Origin of the sequence: Nocardia transvalensis NBRC 15921 (assembly GCF_000308875.1) — a bacterium.
GTDB classification, from domain to species: Bacteria; Actinomycetota; Actinomycetes; order Mycobacteriales; family Mycobacteriaceae; genus Nocardia; species Nocardia transvalensis.
This window is the reverse complement of the sequence record NZ_BAGL01000059.1, coordinates 123,368-140,059: the sequence shown is the minus strand read 5'-3', so window position 1 is coordinate 140,059 and position 16,692 is coordinate 123,368. Positions and strand designations below refer to the sequence as shown.

Genomic DNA, 16,692 nt, shown 5'->3' with positions numbered 1-16,692 from the left:
GGCCGAGGCTGTTGGCGAGGCTGGTGACGTTCTCGATGGCGCCGCCGTTGACCAGTAGCGCGGCCCGGGTGAGCACTTCCTCGATGGTCGCCGCGGCGGAGGTGGCTGCCAGTGGAATAGTCGCGCCGTCGGCGAGGTTCGCAGCGCCGGGATCCGGATTCGCCGGCGGGGTGAGTCCGATGAAGACGTCGCCCATCGGGGTGGCCGAGCGCAGTTCGGCGGTGGTGCCCGCGGGCAGTGGCACCCCGGACCGGATGCGCATCGAGACGATCGCGGTGTAGTCCTTCGCCCGCATCGATTCGACCTGGCCGACATCGGCGCCGTTGAGGCGGACTTTCGCCTTGGTCGGCAGGTTGAGCGCGTTGGCGAAGGTGGCCGTCACGTGATAGCCCTCGACGCCCGGCGCCGGCAGCGGCATTTTGTCCAGACTCACCGCACATCCGGTCACCGACAGGGCCACCGCCGCAGCGACTCCGAGAAAGCGTTGTCGTGGTCCGAATTTCGGCATTTCTCGCACCTCTGCCGCCTTGGCGGACACCGGTTCGTTCTCTGGCTGGAACCGCCGAGCCGGCGATGGCCGCCCGGATCAGTACCGGTCTCCGGGCCGTCTTTCACTGTGTGCGTCCGGGACGGTCACCGGGGTGGGGCGGTCTCGGTCCGGGCGGCGTTGCGGGCTTCGCGTTCGTCGTGGATGCGGACCAGTTCGCGGAAGCCGAGCCGGTGGTAATGGGGTGTGGGCTGGGTGCCCCAGGTGTCTTGGGCGGTGTTCTTGGATTGCGCGCCTTCGGGTGGCCCGAGGATCGGGTAGGGGAACCGGCATTCCAGGGTGTCGTCGGAGTACTGGTTCTTCCGCAGTTCGCTGCAGATCTGGGTGAGGCTCAGGGTGGGGTAGCCGTAGTAGACGGCCATGAACGGCAGGGTGAAGGCGCCTTCGAGGACCAGCGCGACCAGGCAGATCAAGGTGGCGCGCTGGATCCATTTATGCATGTTGGCGTAGAGCGGTGTGGTGCCGGTGGGCAGGGTTTCGGCCGGGCCGTCTGCGGCCGGTGTGGCGGGGGTGGTCATGGCAGTGCTTCCTCGCAGAAGGTGTTCAGTCGGTGAAGATTTCGCGGTTGACCGTGTGCAGGTACGGGATCGCGAGGAAGGGGCTGATGTAGAAGATGTCGTAGAGCCACCAGCCGACGACCGGGAACACGGTGCCGCGGTAGCGGACGTCGGCGTACATGGTCATGTTCAGCACGTACGCGCACCAGACCACGATGCCCATCCAGCAGGTGATGATCATCCACTGCTGGCCCCACCGTTTCATCTGCAGGAACCCGATCGCTGCGGCGACGCGCATGGAGAACACGGTGAGGATCAGGCCGATGACGTAGGCCTTCTCCCCGGGACCGGATGCGCCGCCGACCCACATCTCGTTGTAGTGCCAGTAGTAGCCGCCGTCGAACATGTTGCCCCACCCGACCAGCAACACGCGGCTGAGCAGGGTGTGGTTGCCGAGCATGTCCATGGCCCAGCCCAGGCTGTTGAGGCAGCCGTCGATCAACACCAGGTAGCCGAGCAGGGTCACGATCATCGGCCGCACCGACAGCCCGGCGCGCAGTGCTTGGCGTTGCAGCCACACGCCGCGCAGGAAGACCGGGAGACCGAGGAGCCCGGGGGCCCACATGCCCATCATGGCCGCGCCGGCGATCATCCATTTGTCGGCGCGGCGCTGGGCGGCGCGTGATTGGTCGTGGTGATCGTCGAGGCCGTCGGGCGGCACGGGTGTGGTCGGGTTCGTTTGTCCTGTGCGGCGTTTGATGAGGGGGAGGTTCACAGGTCCCACCAGCCTCGGGCGAAGGACATGTAGAGCTGGATCGCGAACATCGCCAGCAGGTAGCCGTAGATGACGAGTTGCAGGACGATGAGTGCTCTTTTGCGTCCGCGTTCTTGTTGGTCCATGGGTGGGCCCCCTTTCTCGCTGTCAGGGTGTGATCGAGGTGTCGGTGGTCGGCAACGCGGCCGCGGCGATTTCGCGCAGGCCGTCGGTGATCGCGCCGTCGGTGCTCAGCGGCGCCAGCAGGCAGGCCTCGGCCGCCTCCAGCTCCCCGGCTCCGGCGGCGACGAGGTGGGCGGCGGTCACCAGGACCCGCGTCGAGGGAGGCTCGAAGTGAAACGCCGCATCCGCCGTGCGAATAGCGTTGGCGCAGTGCACGAGTCGCTGGGCGACCGCTTGCGTGACCCCGGTTTCGGCGATGATCACGGCTGCTTCCCGGTCGGGTGGCAGGTAGGTCATGGCGAGGGTGACGAACCGCTGCCGGAACGAGGGTTTGAGGTCTTTCAGGGAACTGCGGTAGGCAGGGTTGTAGGAGCAGACCAGCATGAACGTCTCCGGCGCGGCGACGGTTTCGCCCGCGCGGTCCAGGTAGAGCGTGCGGCGGTGGTCGGTCAGCGAGTGCAGGACGGCCAGGGAGTCGTGGCGGGCTTCCACCACCTCGTCGAGGTAACAGATTGCCCCGGTCTTGACCGCCCGGGTCAGCGGGCCGTCGGTCCAGGCGATGTCGCCGCCGGTCACCATGAACCGGCCGACGAGATCGGAGCTGGTCAGGTCGTCGTGGCAGCTGATGGTGACCACGTCGCGGCCCAGCAGCTCGCCCATGTGCTCGACGAACCGGGTCTTGCCGCAGCCGGTGGGGCCGGTGAGCATGACCGGGACACCGCGGCGGAAGGCACGCTCGAACAGTTGCGGTTCGTTGCCGCCGGCATGGTAGGCAGCGCCGGGCATCTCTCACCTCCGGTGAATCGCGGTCATGCGGAAACCAATTGGCGGTGCACGTGGGCCAGCACCTGCGGAAGCTGGTCCACGTGCCGGATCCGTCGGCTGCGGCGCGGCCCGAAGATCTCCGGCAGCGGATCGACCCGCGCCGGCCCCACACCGATGTAGTACGCCGACACCCCCGCCTCCTCGGCCTCCTCCACGGCGTGCGCCGCGTCGGCCCAGGCGTAGCGGCCCTCGTAGCCCTCGTCGGAGACCAGCCCGTCGCCGATCACGATGAGCAGCCGCCGCTGCGACGGCTGCGCCAGCAACCGGCTGGTCAGGTGCCGCAGCGGCGCGCCGAGCCGGGTGTAACCGCCGGTGCCCAAGCCCTGGGCGCTCGGCGGGACGAACCGCGGGTCGGGGAAATCCTTGAGGCACCGCACCTCCACGCGGTGGCGGGTGTTGCCGGTGAACACGAAGATGCCGTGCCGCTCGCGGGCCAGGACCATCGCCCGCGACAACGCGTCGGCGCACGCCAGCTCCAGCCGGAAGACCCGGCCGCCGTGCACGCCCAGTGAGGAACTGCCGTCCAGCAGCACCGCGGTGGTGACATCGCGGCTGCGTGGCACCAGGTCACGGAACACTCGCGGCTGGGCTGCTGCGCCGAGGACCGAGTCCAGGTAGTAGCCGATATAGCGGTCGACATCGAGGTCGGCGCCGTCTTCGAGGCGGCCGGTCATCGCACGGTCGGTATGCCGCTCGAACCATCGGCGCACCTCGGCGGCGACGGGCCCGGCACGGCGGGTGCGGCCGGTGACGGCGCGTTCCAGCACCGCGACGTGGCCGGGCAGGAAGCTCCCGGTCCAGGTATTCCATTCCGGATACGGGATTCCGGGCCGATGATCGGGGGTGACGTCGGCGTCGTCGTCCTGTGGCCGGCTCGGCGGCGGCAGGTTCGGGTTGCGCACACCGTCGTCCCCGCCCACCGGCACCGAATACGGGCGCGGGGAGTGTGTGAGCCGGGTGGTCCACGGCATCCGGCCGTACCGGCGCCGCAGCGCGCTCGTCAGCCCAGCCGGTGCGGTATGCGCTACCGGCAGGCTCCCCAGCAGCGGGTGCGCGTCCAGCGGGCCCCGCTGCGCGGCCAGGGCGACCGCACGAGTGATCACCTCCGCGGCGCCGGTGTCGGGTGGCGCGACGTCCAAATCCGGTAGCACCCGGCGCATGTCGCCGAGCAACCCCGGCCACCGCGACGCGACCCAGCCGAGCGCCACACCGGCCTCGACCCACACCAGTGCCCGTAACTCGCGCGCGGACAACTCACCGAGCCGGTAGCCGACGACCCGCTCCTTGGAGGGCGCGCACTGCAGCGCCACACCGCACGTCACGGTCCGGCGGGTCCAGTCCCGCACCGGCCACGGGTACGGAACGTGAACGAAATCCAGGCCCGCGTTCAACCCGAACCCACGCCGCTGGCCGGTAACCAGCCGCGCGCCCGCACGACGACCGCCGCTGAGCGACACCGCGGTCACCGCGCAACTGCGCTCGACAACCAGCGCCGAACCGTTCGCGATCTCACTCACCACGCACCCCCGACAGCGCCGACGATCGCGAACTCAGAACGTGCCGATCCTCTTGAACATCCAGTACCAGAACGCGATGACCAGACCGGTGCCGCCGTACGCGGCCACATACCGGACACCTTCCCAAACCCACAGCACAACCAGACCTCCTTGGCTATAGCGAGCGACCCGACGCCGGCAGCACCGCCGACAGCGCCCCGGAGCACACGCGTCCTCCGGTGACGTGCCTCATCAACGGGACACCCGACTCGATCTGTCATGTCAATCATTGCAAACTATAGACTGACTGAAGTCAACGACTTGACAAGAGTTAAGACAGATAATACGACGATCTACCTGGGTAAATAGCATCTATCTCGTAGCTTTTGGCTAGCTTTCGCGATGCTCTATACTGACTTTGATCACCGTTTACTTGATCGACGGAATTCCGCCGCAGCGGAGCGCCCGAGGCGGACATCGCGGCGATCGCCGCCGTGGCCGGGGTGGGGCGCGCGACGTTCTACTTCCATTTCCCGACCAAAGGGCACGTGCTGCTGGAACTGGCGCTGCACGAGGAGGCACGTGTCGCACCCGAGTTCGACCGTTTCCTCGACATCCCCGTACGCTGGGCGACCGGCTCGGCCACCTGGCACGGCTGAGAGGCAACATGGCGGCAACTGGGGGATGCCGCCCGCCGCCCGCCGGGGGACCCCCGCACCGCTTCGGGCTGTGCTTACGTGTCGGGTAGTTTGATTGCCGAGACGTACATTTCGAGGATCGGCCGGTAGAGGTCGAGGTCGTCGAGCTGGCTGCCGAGTTCGACGGCGTCGGTGGTGGCGATCAGGACGTGGGCGAAGGTCAGGGGCGGGATCGACAGGGTGGCGCCGATGCGGTCGAGTCCTTCGGTGACGAAGGCGGCGAGGGCGTGGGCGACCTCGGATCGCTTGGCCGCGACGCGTTCTCGCGCGTCGGGGTTGCGCAGCAGGTACAGGGTGAACTCGTGGCCGAGTGCGGCTTGCCCGGCGCCCCGCTCGTCGCTGAGGCGGTGCCAGCGCTGGGCGATCTCGTCGAGTTCGTGCGCGCCGACTTCGGTGGCCGCGGAGATCACTTCGGAGAAGGTGTCGAAGTAGCGGCGCCAGTAGCGGTCGTTCACGGCGAGGAAGAGGTCCTCCTTGGCGGTGAAGTGCTTGTAGATGGCGCCTTTGGTGTAGCCGGCCGTGCGGGCGATGTCGTCGAGGGTCGCTGACATGAAGCCTTTTTCGGCGAACACCGCTTCCGCTGCGTCGAGCAGCAGTGATCGGGTGTGTTCGAGGCGCCGTTCCACCGTCCACCGCTCAACCATGCCGTCAGTCTACCGACAGAATCCAGGAAAACCGTTGGTCACCGAGATACCCATTGGTATATTGACCGGGTCGGCCGCCGTGGGAGACAGGTCTCGATGACGGTGATTGCGATGAAAGTCGTTGTCCGCCAAGTCTCCTGGTCGCCGAGCTCACTGTCGGCCGGCGTGCTGTCGCCGGGCCGGGTTCGTGAGCGCTGCATTGCGACGATCGAGAAGGAGACGGTGTCATGAGTGGACCGTCGGACAGCAAGACCGCGCCCGTTGTCACCGAACCCGCCGCCGACGTGGCCGCGCTGGGCGCCCGGTCCCCGTCGAAGTCGACGCCGGTGCGGGTCTGGGCGGTGATCGGTGGCCTGATTCTGGCTTTTCAGCTGTATGTGTGGCTCCGGTGGGTGACGGGCCCGCATTTCGAGCGGGTGCCGACCGGGCCGAGTGATCCGCCGGCGTTGATGAAGGCGGTCCTGATCACGTGGACGGTGGTGATCATCGTCGGCCTGCCGGTGGGGATCTATTACTTCATCGTCCGGCCGTGGCGGCGAGAGCGGCGCATCACGCTCGACGGCATGCTGCTGGTGGCGTGCGGGCTGCTGTGGTTCCAGGATCCGCTGCTGAACTACTTCAACACGTGGAGCACCTACAACACGTGGATGTGGAACATGGGCTCGTGGGTGCCGTATGTCCCGGGCTGGCGGTCGTACGCGGAGCCAGGTCACATGATGGCCGAGCCGATCCTGATGAACGCGCCGGGCTATTCCTACGGCGTGCTGCTGTGCACGATCCTGGGTTGCTGGATCATGCGGCGCGCCAAGGCATTCTGGCCGCGGATCAACAACTACGGGCTGATCGGCGTGCTGATCGTGTGGACGTTCGTCTTCGACTTCGTCATCGAGGGCCTGTTCCTCATGCCGATGGGGCTGTTCACCTATCCCGGCGCCATCAAATCCCTCTCGATCAATGCCGGCACCTACTACCAGTGGCCGCTGTACGAGGGGCTGATGTGGGGCGGTGTGCAGGCGGGCCTGTGCGCGCTGCGCTATTTCACCGACGACCGGGGGCGCACGTTCGTCGAACGCGGGCTGGAACGGATCCGGGGCGGATTCGTGAAGCAGCAGGCGATGCGCTTCCTGGCGATCTTCGCGGCGTGCAGCATGTTCTTCTTCGTGTTCTACAACATTCCCGCCCAGTGGCTGGGCATGCACGCCGAGTCTTGGCCCGAGGACATCCAGAAGCGGTCGTATTTCGACATGGGTATCTGCGGTGAGGGGACGGGGCGGCTGTGCCCGGACCCGGTGCTCCCGATCCCCGGCAAGGGCACCGGCTATGTCGATCCCGACGGCCATTTCGTGCTGCCCGAGGGTAAAGAGCTGCCGAAAATCGTTCCGTTCGATCGGGAAAACTGATGACGCTGACCAACAACCATCCTGCCCGCACCGCGGTCGAGGCGCCGTTTTACAAGGCGGTCGGAGACGAGGTCGAGGTCTTCCGGGCGGCGGCGCGCCGTGGCCTGCCGGTGTTGCTGAAGGGCCCGACCGGATGCGGGAAGACGCGGTTCGTGGAGGCCATGGCCGCCGAGATCGGCCGCGAGCTGATAACCGTTGCGGGACACGAGGATATGACGTCGGCCGACCTGGTAGGACGGTTCCTGCTCAAGGGCGGGGAGACGGTGTGGGTGGACGGGCCCCTGACCCGCGCCGTGCGGGCGGGAGCGATCTTCTACCTCGACGAAGTGGTGGAGGCGCGCCAGGACACCACGGTGGTGATCCATCCGCTCGCCGATCACCGTCGCGAGCTTCCGGTCGACCGGCTCGGCACGACGCTGTCGGCGGCGGCGGGGTTCCAGCTGGTGATCTCCTACAACCCGGGCTATCAGAGCGTGCTGAAGACCCTCAAGGAGTCGACCCGGCAGCGGTTCGTCGCCATCGAACTCGGATTCCCGCCCGCCGAGATCGAGACCGAGGTGGTCGCCCACGAAGCCGGCATCGACGAGGAGACCGCGCGGGCGCTCGTGACATTGGGCAACGCCGTCCGAACCCTGGACGGCTCACCGCTACGGGAGGTGTCGTCCACGCGGATGCTGATCCTCGCCGGTGGTTTGGTCGCCGAAGGGCTGAGCCTGCGCAGCGCCGTGCGGTCGGCGGTCGTGCAGGCGTTGTCCGACGATCACGAGGTCGTGCGCGCGCTCGGCGAACTCGCCGACGCCGTCCTGCCCCGATCATGACCGCCGACTCGCACGGCCTCGACCGGTTCCGGCTGCTGGCCACTTTCCTCGCGGGCCGGGCCGTCGAGGTCGCGCCTGCACCGGCCGGGCAGGCCGCGCACACCGACAGCCAGGTCATCTTCGTCCCGGCGGGGTCCGTCGTCGAACAGCGCCGCGCGGTGCTGGTGCAGGCCGCGCTGCTCGGCGCGGGAAGCCTCGAGCAGCACCGGGTGAAGCCGTTGCGGGCCCGGCCCGCGATCGCACGCCGCTACCTGTCCCTCGAAGGCCGCCGAGTGCTCGCCGAACTCGCCGCGCGGATCCCCCTCGCCGCCGCATTGCACGCCGGCGAGCCGAGCACCGCGTCTGCGGACGAATCACTCGAGGTGGCCCGGGGGCGCGATCCGGTCGCTGACCCACCGGACTGGTTCGGCGTCGTCAAACCGTCGCGGCTACTGACATCGACCGCCGGAGCGGGAGCGCGGCCCACCGACACCGAGCTGCGCCTGGAATTCGATCCCCTCGACGTCCCCGAGGCCGACGACGACGATGACACCCCGGACTCGGGGGAGAGCAAGATCGCGAAGCTGTTCGAGAATCCACTGTTCGGCTCGCGGACGCTACTGGACTTCATGCGAAAGCAGCTGGGCGGCAAACGTTCTGCGGGCGACGGGCCCGCGGGCGCGGAGGCGCCGGTGCGCGCGGTCCGGCGGGCACGGATGGTCGGAGCGCACGCCCGCCCGCTCCCGACGCGAATCCGTTTCACCGACGACGACAAGCCCGGCGCCGCCGTCGGCGTGGGCGGCGCCCTCTACCCGGAATGGGATGTCCACCACCACCGGTACCGGGCCGAATGGTGCCGGGTGATCGACTTCCCGTTCACCGCCGATGCCGATATCGCCGCCGCCGGTGTCCCGGCCGACGACGTGCTGCGCCGGCGCTTGGCCCGGGTCGGCTTGGGCCCCAAGGTACTTCGTGGTCGCCCCGACGGTGACGACCTCGACCTCGAGGCGCTCATCGACCTGTTCGTCGACCTGCGCTCGGGATACTCGCCACCCGAGCACGTCTACCGCGAGCACCGCAAACTGTCGCGCGATCTCGGTGTCCTCATCCTGCTCGACGCCTCCGGATCGGCCACCGACACCGACCCCGACGGCATGGCCGTCCACGACCACCAGCGCCGCGCCGCCGCCACCCTCGCGGTCACCCTCGAGGAACTCGGCGATCGTGTCGCGGTCTACGCCTTCCGATCCCAAGGCCGCCACGCGGTCCATCTCCCGGCGATCAAAACCTTCGGACAGCGTTTCAGCGCCGTCGGGCGCGCCCGGCTCAACCAGCTCGAACCCGCCGGTTACACCCGCCTCGGCGCCGGTATCCGCGGCGCGGGCGAGATCCTCGAAACCCAAGCGGGAACACAGAACCGGCTTCTGCTCGTATTGTCCGACGGGTTCCCCTACGACGACGGGTACGAAGGCCGCTACGCCGAAGCCGACGCCCGCAGGGCCCTGGAAGAACTTCGCGCCGAGGGGGTCGGGTGCCTGTGCCTGTCCCTCGGCGCCGACACCGACACCGACGCACTCGAACGCGTCTTCGGCTCCGCGGGCCACGCCGCCGCGACCACCCTGGCCGAACTGAGCCCCCGCATGGACGAACTGTTCCTCGCCTCGCTCCGGGAACTCAGCGCACCGAAACCGGTACGCGGATGAATGGGTTTTCGGCGAGAAAATCCGGTCGGCCGGACTGCTCCCGTCGTTCGGCACCGTCGGCGACGGGCTCGACAACGCGATGACTCGCGTGATGTTGATTCGTTTGCGGTGTGTCGGAACCGGTGGTGCCGCATAATATTTGACTCGTGGCCGATCGGTTGTCGAAACGTCTTGTGCCGGACGAACTGTGGGATCTAATCGAGCCGTTGCTACCAGAGTTCTCCCCGCGGCCGCAGGGTGGTGGTACCGCGCCGACCGACGAGCGGGCTGTGTTCACCGCAGTGGTGCCGGAAGGGACGGGTCAGTCGGCGTCGAGGACATCGCGGGCCTTGTCGTAGTACTTTCGTCGTTCGGCGTCGCCGTTGGTGCCGCCGTTGATCTCTCTGGTGATGGCGTCGATATCGGACTTGTCGGCGTCGTCGTTGAGATGGTGGGTCTTCCAGTACCATGCCGCGACGTCGAACGCGTGCTTCGGCTCGGCCGCCTTCTCGGGGTGCTTCTCCAGGTCGACGCCGATCGCCTTGCCTGCTTCCCGGTAGTTCGAGCGCCCGGTGATCTGCAGGGCGCCGCGTCCGGCGTAGCGGGCGCCGTCGCCGGAACGGGTGTTACCCAGTGAGCGGCCGACCGGGGTATGCGGACCGTAGAGACCGTTGAAATAGTCGGCGTCACCGTATTCGGTGAGGGTCTTCAGCTTGTCGGTCTCGTGGATGATCTGGGCGAGGAACGCGGCCTCGCGCTCCGGTGTGGTGATACCGGCGTCGCGCATCGCCTTGTTCAGATACGGCAGATACTTCCGCAACGTATCGGAATCCGTCTTCGACGCAAGGGATTTCAGTTGCTCCGGCGTCAGGGGGCCCATCGTGTCACCGTCGGCCCGATTGTCCCCGGCGACCGCCTCGTATTTCTTCCCGATCGTGCGCAACGAGGTGCGCAGGTGCTCGATCAGCGCGACCTCCGTACTCGCCGGCAGGGTCTTCGTCCCCGCGGCCTGCAGTGCGGAGCGCAGGTCGCAGACCTCGTTCCAGATGTCGCGGTTGAGTTCGGTGCCCCTCTTCGCGGCGCTCGCCACCTTCGCGGCGATGCCTTCGTGCTGAGTGGTCAATCGCTGCTTCACGCCGCGGATCCGGTCCACCGCGGCGTTGTGCTCGTCGGTGACGATCGAGGTGTCGACGGTGTCGGCCAGTCCGGTCTGGCGTAGCAGTTCGTTCACGTCGGGCACCGCCGCTTTGTCGCCGATCCCGAGATGGTCGACCATCGCCTGGAACACTCCCCGCACCATCGCGGTCGTCTCCTTCAGTGTCGCCCTGGCTTTCGGAGGAGGAGGCAGATCGACGGTCCACCCGGTCCATCCGTTGGTCGGGCAGATGGCGGCATCTTCGGGGGCCGCAGCTTGCGGAGATGTTGCCACCGATTCGGGACCACTCGCCAGCCAGGACGCAGTCTCGGCCGGGCTACTGCTGACTTTGGCCCACAAAAAGCTGTTGTCCAAGGTCGACATCGGTCCATTCTGCTCTACTGTGCCGAGTGCGTCGCGATACCCGCGGACAGATTGTTACCAGCCGTGGCCGTCGGGCTGTGTGCCGGGTTGGCCGGGCGCTGGGGTGAATGGCTCGTTGATGGTGCGGTTGTCATCCTCCGGCGCGGTTCGGCGCGCTGTGTTCCCGCAAGCATGTGAGGAATAGTTCGTCCATGCCCGGGCTCAGTTCGGCGAGGGTGGTGGCCTTGGCGTAGCCGGCGGAGCCGAAGACGCGTTCGAGCAACTCAGTGTCGGTCTGTGCGCCGAGGGACAGTTCGGCACGTCCCCTTCCGCTGGATCGTCCGGATCGCCGTCGTCGGCCTCGGGCACGCCGCCGGTGAACGATGCCGAGCGCAGGTCCTCGGTGGTGCCTGTGGACGGTTGACCAGGGCTCCAAAGTGTCACTTTGATGTAGCTTTGCCCAGATTTCGGTGGTCAACGTCCGTTTCGACTGATGGCAGGAGCAGTCGGCGGTGCCCTGTACCTGATCTCTGGTAGCCACTTCCGAAGCGAGATCGGCGCGGGTGCGGTCCATTAGGGTGATGAGTTCGTCTACGCCGTCACGTTCGGCCAGCCGGTCCAATACCGGGATCTCGGCAGCGCTGGCGGGATTGAACACGTAGCGTTGCTGATGCAGCTTGTCGAAGTGTGGCAGCAACATGCCGAGCCGACAGACAGCTCGAACCTGCTCTGGAAGGTCGGCTCATCGGTGACATCACGGCATGTGCCAGCTGTGCCCGCGTCTGGCCCCTAGTCGCATCCAATTCACCGAATGCCTTGTAGACAATCGTGATCGCAGCGCGTCACCGGCGCTACGCCAACATCTGCAGGCCACTGGCTAGGTCGGCGTGCGTCAGCTTCGCGTTCGGCGGCGTGAGCCATCGTGATGCGGTCCGGTGGCGCTGCTCTCCACCCGGAGGATGTCATCGACGCTCTGTGGCTGTCGGCCCCGCGGCGGCATTCAGATGACAACCCGATTGAGCCCAGCGCCGTGTACCTGGGCGACAGAAGGGGCTTTTGCCTCTACCCATTCTTTGATAAGTCCGTCAAACTGACTGGTCCGAATTGAGCGGAGTGGAGCTTGGTGTGAAGGACGCGAAGAATGCTGAGCAGGCGCGACAGGCTGCATGGAAGAGGTATTGGGGTCTGACGGACCGGATCCTCGAACTGCGACGCGAGGGATTGCGACGCCCATTGTCCGACGCGGAGCAGGCCCAGGTCGCCCTGTGGGAACGTCTACGCACGGAAGCCAGAATGGAACACCCAGGTGTCGAGCGCGAGCCCAAGCCGCCACCAAAGCCGTATATCGACAGGACGCCGGAGAGGGAAGTTCCACCCGCAAGGAAGACTCGGGCGAAGGCCAAGAAGTCGGTCCGCTCCGAGTCTCAACAGAAAGCCAAGGTGAAGAAGAAGCATTCCGCGACAGGCGGGTTCTCTTCGACCGCTTACAGGATGCCGAGCGGAAGTTCCCGTGGGCAGCGGACGACCTACACTCACGTGAGTTTCCTTTCCGGCGGGCTACCGGGATCGTCCCGACGCCATTGATTCACTGCGTCAGTTCGACTGGGCGGTGTCGCTCACGTCGTGTCTAGGTTGTCGATGCTTCTCTGGAATCCTGTTGAACTGCACAGACGGGACATTGCGATACGATCGCCGGTCGGGGCTGTCCCGGCCGACTTCCGTATAGTCGGTAGTGGCGGGATACAGCGGGAATTCTGTTGCCATTTTGCGTGTCATTTTCCGCCCCGGAGCGGTAGGAATCCATGAGTTTCCTCCGGAACTTATAGGATGGCTTGGAGCAGTGAAATGCCAGGTCATAATCCATACCCCAAATTCGCCAGGTCACCACATGGTCTCGACGGCTCTACAAGCTGATGAAGAAGGGACAGCCCTTTCATCGGTCGACGTCCGTTTCGCTGCCGATGACAGGGCGGCCGATGGTTGCGAGCTCGGGGCGGTCAAGTGTCGAGGGCTGTCCGAGGCGGGGCTTGTCAGTGCTGTGCGTCGGCGGTTACAGGGTGAGCATGGCGGTGGCGATCTGGTCGGCGGAGGAGTGGGGGAGGGCGGTGCCCATGTCGTCGAGGACGAGTAGTCGCGCCTGAGGGATTTCGGCGGCTAGGGCCTCGCCGTTGCCTACCGGGAAGAACGGGTCGGCGCGGCCGTGGACTACGAGCGTGGGGATGTCGAGTTCGCCGAGTCGCTCTCGCCATCGCGGGGTGCAGTCGATTCGGGAGAACACCATCCCGAGCTGGTTCGCCTGGTGTACCGCGGGATCGCTCGACGGGGTCCGGTCCCAGATTCGGGTTGCCGTCGCACGGGCTTCCTCCGGATCGTTTCCCATCAGTCGGGCGCCCTCGGCGGCGAATGCCGCGACAGCGTCCCGGTCGGTCCAGTCCGGCATCGGGTGGGAGAACGCCGCGGCCATGACCGCGGAGTCGTGGTCCGGCAGGTCCTCGTCGACCGGGCCCGGCGCCACCGGCCGGGTGCCGACGAGGGTCAGTGCGGAGAACACGTCCGGGTGGTCCAGCGCGGCGACCTGAGCGACCATCCCGCCGACGCCGACCCCGCCGAGATGGGCGGTCCCGGCACCGAGCACCTCCACCAGCGCGGCCGCGTCGGCGACGAGATCCCGCAGGCCGTACGCCGGATTCTCCGGATCGAGTGTCGTCGACCCGCCCGAGTCCCGCAGGTCGTAACGCACCACCCGCCGCCCACCCGCCGCGAGCCGCTCGCACAACACGTCCGGCCAGGACACCATCGTCGTCCCGCCGACCAGCAGGACCAGCGGATCCTCCGCCCGCCCGAAACTCTCGATCCCGAGATCCACACCGTTCGCCCGCACCGAGGTCGTGCCCGATGAAACCGGTCCCGTCATACCCGCACTCCTGTCTGTCGGTAAACCCAGAAGTACAGACGACAGATTCACCCGAAAGTCATCGGCCCGGGATCGGCGGGTCCACCCGACGGACTCTGGTCCGAGTCGCGTGATCATGCTAGCGTTACCGACGAAGGGGTCCTGGCGGGGGATTCATTTGTAGCGCAATGCAATTCGGCCCGGTTGTGCGGCCGGGTTGCTCGGTTATCCGGACATGGGGGGACTTCATGCGCATCCGAGGCGTTATCGCCGTTCTGACGGGAATGCTGACCAGCGCCGTCCTGGTTGTCGGTGGCGGCGGGGTGGCCGGCGCGGAGCCGTTGGCCGACAAGTCGCGGGACAAGGTCACCGACGACGGCTGGCAGATGCGGGTCACCAAGACCGACGAAAACCTGGACAGGTACCCGAATCTCGCGTCGACACTGTTCTCGCGGGAGGGCTTCGTCAGCCTGAAGGCCGTCGCCGACATCGACGGTGACGGGACCGCGCCGGTCAACTCGGGCACCCTCGCGCTCGGATATCAGATCGGCTGCCAGGTCGACGTGACCAGCGGCGTCGCCATCGGCGTGGCGATCGGCCCCAATGTCACCATCGGCGTCACCTCCGGCGTCGGCGGCAGCGCGACCATCTCACCCACCGTCTACCTCAAACCGGGCACCATCACCGATATCCCGTTCGGCACCAAGCCGCTGGCGGGGCGCCACGGGTCGATCTCGTCCGATCAGGTGCACATCAAGATCGACGGCTGTATGGGCCCGGTCAGCCTCCGCTCCTACGCCCAGGTCACCATCTCCACACCCACGGCGGACAACTCGCTGGCGGTGTACGGCGACCCGATCTATCTCTGAGACAAGCGATGTCGCCGCTCAGGAGACCGACACGGGTCGTCCGGCGCTGCGGTCCCGCGATCGCCGCCCTGGCCCTGCTGGCCGGACTCGGACTCGTAGCCATCGGTGGCCGGAACGCCCCGCCGGCCGAAGCCAAACCCATCAATCCCTATGTGCCCTGCCCGCAATGGCAGGAACTGCACCCCGGCTGGCCGTGCTTCGGCAACTTTCCCGAGATCGAAGAACCGACCCTCCCGACTCCGCCACCGGGGCCACCCGCACAGCCGCAGGCGACCGTCCCCGCCCCCAACTCCACAGCGCCGCCCTCGACGACGCCCACACAACCTCCGGCAGCGGCCCTGACCCCGCCGCCGCCGGAACCGGCACCGGATCCGTGCAAGGCGATCGTCCCTGTGCCCGGGTACATTCCACCGGCGTTACCGGGTCAGCCGGCGAAGGCGCCGTGTGGTGGGGATCCTCCGCGCAATCCGCGCGAATTGATCGAGCCCTACGTCCATCCGGCCTGCGGCGTACTCGGTATCCGAGTTCTGGAACCCGAGGAAGTTCACGAGGTCGTCATCGGCATCATCGGCCCCTTGGAGATCGAGGACCCCAATGATCCGTTCGTTCAGAGGGTCATCGACCGCACCAACGCGCTCAACAAAGGGTGCTTCGGCAACCGGAGACAGTTCGAGCAGCAACTGTGGAACGAGTTTCGCGACGAATGGTACGAGAAGTACCGGGAACGGTTCCTCAACCGGAACAAGCAGGCGAACTGCGAAGGCGGCCAGAACCGATCGAAGGACTGCGAAGGGCTGGTCGCGGTCTGCTACAAGGATGGCGAGCCGGTGACGCCACCGATTACCGACCAGCGTGAGCGCTACATCGTGGGCGCCAACGAGTACATAGTGTCCCAAGGGCGGCCCGCGATCAGAATGAGTACCCAAGGTGCACTTCGCAAGGGCGCCGACCGGGCGGCCGAGCGGGAAAGGCGTGACAATCCGGGAAAATACCCGCAGGATCCGGTTCGATTTCCCAATGGCCCCGCGGCCGGGCACGTGCCCGACACCACGTGGACGGGTCCGGTAGGACAAGCCGAACCGTTCACATGGGAAGCGCTGGACAGTAAGCTGAACGCCTCGATCGGCGGCCAGGCAGGCGCTTATCCGCTCGGGTATCGCGCACTCGCCTTCGTACCCGGCGAATGGGGCCCCAAGGGCTGCCAGCCGGGGGTCACGCCCCGCGGTCTGGCCTCCCCGCCTCCCTACGGACCCGTACGATGAGCCACCGAAACCCTTGTCGCCGACCGAGTAGGTGGACGATGAAACTCTTCCGAGCCTCGCTGCTCCTGCTCGCCGCACTGGCCGCTGCCTGCGCCTCCGGCCAGCAAGCCCCGGCGAATCCCGCCGACGATTGGTGCCGCGCCGCGATCACCGACCTCACCAGGGCTCAGCACGCCTGGTACGAGAAGGACAAGGCGCAGGGGCACGATGACGCCTGGATGCTGACGACTCCCAACCCGCCGATCGACGATGCGCGAATCCAGGCGGCCGAGCACAGGCTCGGCGTCAGGTTCGACAACCAGTTCAAGGAATGGCTGCGCCACGCTGACGGGTGGAGGTTCTTCTCCGGAGCGGACAGCCTGTTCCCCGTCGAGGAGATCTCTCCCGATTCGACACCGGCACAGAACCTCCGAGCCTTCCTCCGCAGCGGAGAGTTCACCCCGGCGCAAATCGGCGTGGATTCCTTCGACCAACTCATCGTGGTCGGCGGCACCGACGACGGCGCAAGTTTCATCGCCCTACGCGCGGCGACCGACACCGAAAACGAGAGCGCTCCGGTCTACACCTTCGGTCACGGCGATTTCGAAAAGCACGACAGTTTCAGGACATTCATACAAAACGAAGTAGATCTACTCGAACAACAGTGA

Annotated in this window: 17 protein-coding genes and 2 pseudogenes; 9 read left to right on the top strand and 10 right to left on the bottom strand. The window is 66.8% G+C overall.

The features are described from left to right. From ON41_RS20330 to ON41_RS20305, 6 genes are all read right to left on the bottom strand, one after another. A partial coding sequence (locus ON41_RS20330) for an MlaD family protein (protein ID WP_306307783.1) occupies positions 1-433 on the bottom strand: 433 nt, incomplete at its 3' end. Positions 434-633: 200 nt separating this feature from the next. Beyond that, positions 634-1,065 (bottom strand): hypothetical protein, encoded by a 432-nt coding sequence (locus tag ON41_RS20325; RefSeq protein ID WP_040749266.1) that lies wholly within the window; start codon positions 1,063-1,065, stop codon positions 634-636. 25 nt (positions 1,066-1,090) lie between these two features. Then, positions 1,091-1,819: a hypothetical protein gene (locus ON41_RS20320; protein ID WP_040749265.1), complete on the bottom strand. Its 729-nt coding sequence runs from the start codon at positions 1,817-1,819 to the stop codon at positions 1,091-1,093. Continuing rightward, positions 1,816-1,944: a hypothetical protein gene (locus ON41_RS43460; protein WP_040749264.1), complete on the bottom strand. Its 129-nt coding sequence runs from the start codon at positions 1,942-1,944 to the stop codon at positions 1,816-1,818. The genes ON41_RS20320 and ON41_RS43460 overlap by 4 nt, the downstream gene beginning before the upstream one ends. 22 nt (positions 1,945-1,966) lie before the next feature. Further along, on the bottom strand, positions 1,967-2,767 hold the full coding sequence (locus tag ON41_RS20310) for a CbbQ/NirQ/NorQ/GpvN family protein (RefSeq protein ID WP_040749263.1): 801 nt from the start codon (positions 2,765-2,767) through the stop codon (positions 1,967-1,969). Between the two features lie 23 nt (positions 2,768-2,790). Continuing rightward, positions 2,791-4,323: a nitric oxide reductase activation protein NorD gene (locus tag ON41_RS20305; RefSeq protein ID WP_040749262.1), complete on the bottom strand. Its 1,533-nt coding sequence runs from the start codon at positions 4,321-4,323 to the stop codon at positions 2,791-2,793. Between the two features lie 437 nt (positions 4,324-4,760). Here ON41_RS20305 and ON41_RS40420 point away from each other — a divergent pair. Then, positions 4,761-4,961 (top strand): annotated as a pseudogene (locus ON41_RS40420) (TetR family transcriptional regulator); the annotation flags it as partial. Between the two features lie 74 nt (positions 4,962-5,035). On the opposite strand, the gene ON41_RS20300 reads toward ON41_RS40420, so the two are convergent. After that, positions 5,036-5,644 carry a TetR/AcrR family transcriptional regulator gene (locus ON41_RS20300; protein ID WP_040749261.1) on the bottom strand — a complete coding sequence of 203 codons (609 nt, stop codon included), beginning with the start codon at positions 5,642-5,644 and terminating at the stop codon, positions 5,036-5,038. A gap of 96 nt (positions 5,645-5,740) precedes the next feature. Here ON41_RS20300 and ON41_RS43455 point away from each other — a divergent pair, with 96 nt between their 5' ends. The 5 genes and pseudogenes from ON41_RS43455 to ON41_RS42495 form a co-directional block, all read left to right on the top strand. Continuing rightward, the gene (locus tag ON41_RS43455; RefSeq protein ID WP_276325744.1) at positions 5,741-5,875 is read left to right on the top strand and encodes a hypothetical protein; all 135 of its coding nucleotides are present in this window, start codon (positions 5,741-5,743) and stop codon (positions 5,873-5,875) included. After that, entirely contained in the window at positions 5,872-7,044 is a 1,173-nt protein-coding gene (locus ON41_RS20295) for a spirocyclase AveC family protein (RefSeq protein WP_040749260.1), read from the top strand. Before ON41_RS43455 ends, ON41_RS20295 begins: the two co-directional genes overlap by 4 nt. Further along, complete coding sequence (locus ON41_RS20290) at positions 7,044-7,862, top strand: CbbQ/NirQ/NorQ/GpvN family protein (RefSeq protein ID WP_040749259.1); 819 nt, start codon at positions 7,044-7,046, stop codon at positions 7,860-7,862. The genes ON41_RS20295 and ON41_RS20290 overlap by 1 nt, the downstream gene beginning before the upstream one ends. Next, positions 7,859-9,544, top strand: a complete 1,686-nt coding sequence (locus tag ON41_RS20285; RefSeq protein ID WP_040749258.1) for a nitric oxide reductase activation protein NorD — start codon at positions 7,859-7,861, stop codon at positions 9,542-9,544. Before ON41_RS20290 ends, ON41_RS20285 begins: the two co-directional genes overlap by 4 nt. Before the next feature lie 173 nt (positions 9,545-9,717). After that, a pseudogene (locus ON41_RS42495) lies at positions 9,718-9,831 on the top strand (IS5/IS1182 family transposase); the annotation flags it as partial. Between the two features lie 14 nt (positions 9,832-9,845). Here the strand turns inward: ON41_RS42495 and ON41_RS39200 are convergent. From ON41_RS39200 to ON41_RS20275, 3 genes are all read right to left on the bottom strand, one after another. Beyond that, the gene (locus ON41_RS39200; RefSeq protein WP_051161997.1) at positions 9,846-10,823 is read right to left on the bottom strand and encodes a glycoside hydrolase family 19 protein; all 978 of its coding nucleotides are present in this window, start codon (positions 10,821-10,823) and stop codon (positions 9,846-9,848) included. 349 nt (positions 10,824-11,172) lie between these two features. Beyond that, a complete protein-coding gene (locus ON41_RS40410; protein WP_083905483.1) occupies positions 11,173-11,721 on the bottom strand; it encodes a hypothetical protein in 549 nt (182 codons plus the stop codon). 1,350 nt (positions 11,722-13,071) lie between these two features. Continuing rightward, entirely contained in the window at positions 13,072-13,935 is an 864-nt protein-coding gene (locus tag ON41_RS20275; protein ID WP_040749257.1) for an alpha/beta fold hydrolase, read from the bottom strand. A 227-nt stretch (positions 13,936-14,162) separates the two neighbouring features. Here ON41_RS20275 and ON41_RS20270 point away from each other — a divergent pair, with 227 nt between their 5' ends. The 3 genes from ON41_RS20270 to ON41_RS20260 all read left to right on the top strand — a co-directional run bounded on the left by ON41_RS20270 (position 14,163) and on the right by ON41_RS20260 (position 16,692). Further along, on the top strand, positions 14,163-14,783 hold the full coding sequence (locus tag ON41_RS20270; protein WP_246460824.1) for an MspA family porin: 621 nt from the start codon (positions 14,163-14,165) through the stop codon (positions 14,781-14,783). A gap of 476 nt (positions 14,784-15,259) precedes the next feature. Next, the gene (locus ON41_RS41690; RefSeq protein ID WP_157185555.1) at positions 15,260-16,045 is read left to right on the top strand and encodes a hypothetical protein; all 786 of its coding nucleotides are present in this window, start codon (positions 15,260-15,262) and stop codon (positions 16,043-16,045) included. Between the two features lie 38 nt (positions 16,046-16,083). Next, the gene (locus ON41_RS20260) at positions 16,084-16,692 is read left to right on the top strand and encodes an SMI1/KNR4 family protein (RefSeq protein WP_040749255.1); all 609 of its coding nucleotides are present in this window, start codon (positions 16,084-16,086) and stop codon (positions 16,690-16,692) included.

Excerpts from the sequence above, each read along its gene's own strand:
- ON41_RS20325 (WP_040749266.1), bottom strand. The coding sequence starts at position 1,065 with ATGACCACCCCCGCCACACCGGCCGCAGACGGCCCGGCCGAAACCCTG.
- ON41_RS43460 (WP_040749264.1), bottom strand. The coding sequence starts at position 1,944 with ATGGACCAACAAGAACGCGGACGCAAAAGAGCACTCATCGTCCTGCAA.
- ON41_RS20310 (WP_040749263.1), bottom strand. The coding sequence starts at position 2,767 with ATGCCCGGCGCTGCCTACCATGCCGGCGGCAACGAACCGCAACTGTTC.
- ON41_RS20300 (WP_040749261.1), bottom strand. The coding sequence starts at position 5,644 with ATGGTTGAGCGGTGGACGGTGGAACGGCGCCTCGAACACACCCGATCA.
- ON41_RS43455 (WP_276325744.1), top strand. The coding sequence starts at position 5,741 with ATGACGGTGATTGCGATGAAAGTCGTTGTCCGCCAAGTCTCCTGGTCG.
- ON41_RS20295 (WP_040749260.1), top strand. The coding sequence starts at position 5,872 with ATGAGTGGACCGTCGGACAGCAAGACCGCGCCCGTTGTCACCGAACCC.
- ON41_RS20290 (WP_040749259.1), top strand. The coding sequence starts at position 7,044 with ATGACGCTGACCAACAACCATCCTGCCCGCACCGCGGTCGAGGCGCCG.
- ON41_RS20285 (WP_040749258.1), top strand. The coding sequence starts at position 7,859 with ATGACCGCCGACTCGCACGGCCTCGACCGGTTCCGGCTGCTGGCCACT.
- ON41_RS39200 (WP_051161997.1), bottom strand. The coding sequence starts at position 10,823 with ATGGTGCGGGGAGTGTTCCAGGCGATGGTCGACCATCTCGGGATCGGC.
- ON41_RS40410 (WP_083905483.1), bottom strand. The coding sequence starts at position 11,721 with ATGTTGCTGCCACACTTCGACAAGCTGCATCAGCAACGCTACGTGTTC.
- ON41_RS20275 (WP_040749257.1), bottom strand. The coding sequence starts at position 13,935 with ATGACGGGACCGGTTTCATCGGGCACGACCTCGGTGCGGGCGAACGGT.
- ON41_RS20270 (WP_246460824.1), top strand. The coding sequence starts at position 14,163 with ATGCGCATCCGAGGCGTTATCGCCGTTCTGACGGGAATGCTGACCAGC.
- ON41_RS20260 (WP_040749255.1), top strand. The coding sequence starts at position 16,084 with ATGAAACTCTTCCGAGCCTCGCTGCTCCTGCTCGCCGCACTGGCCGCT.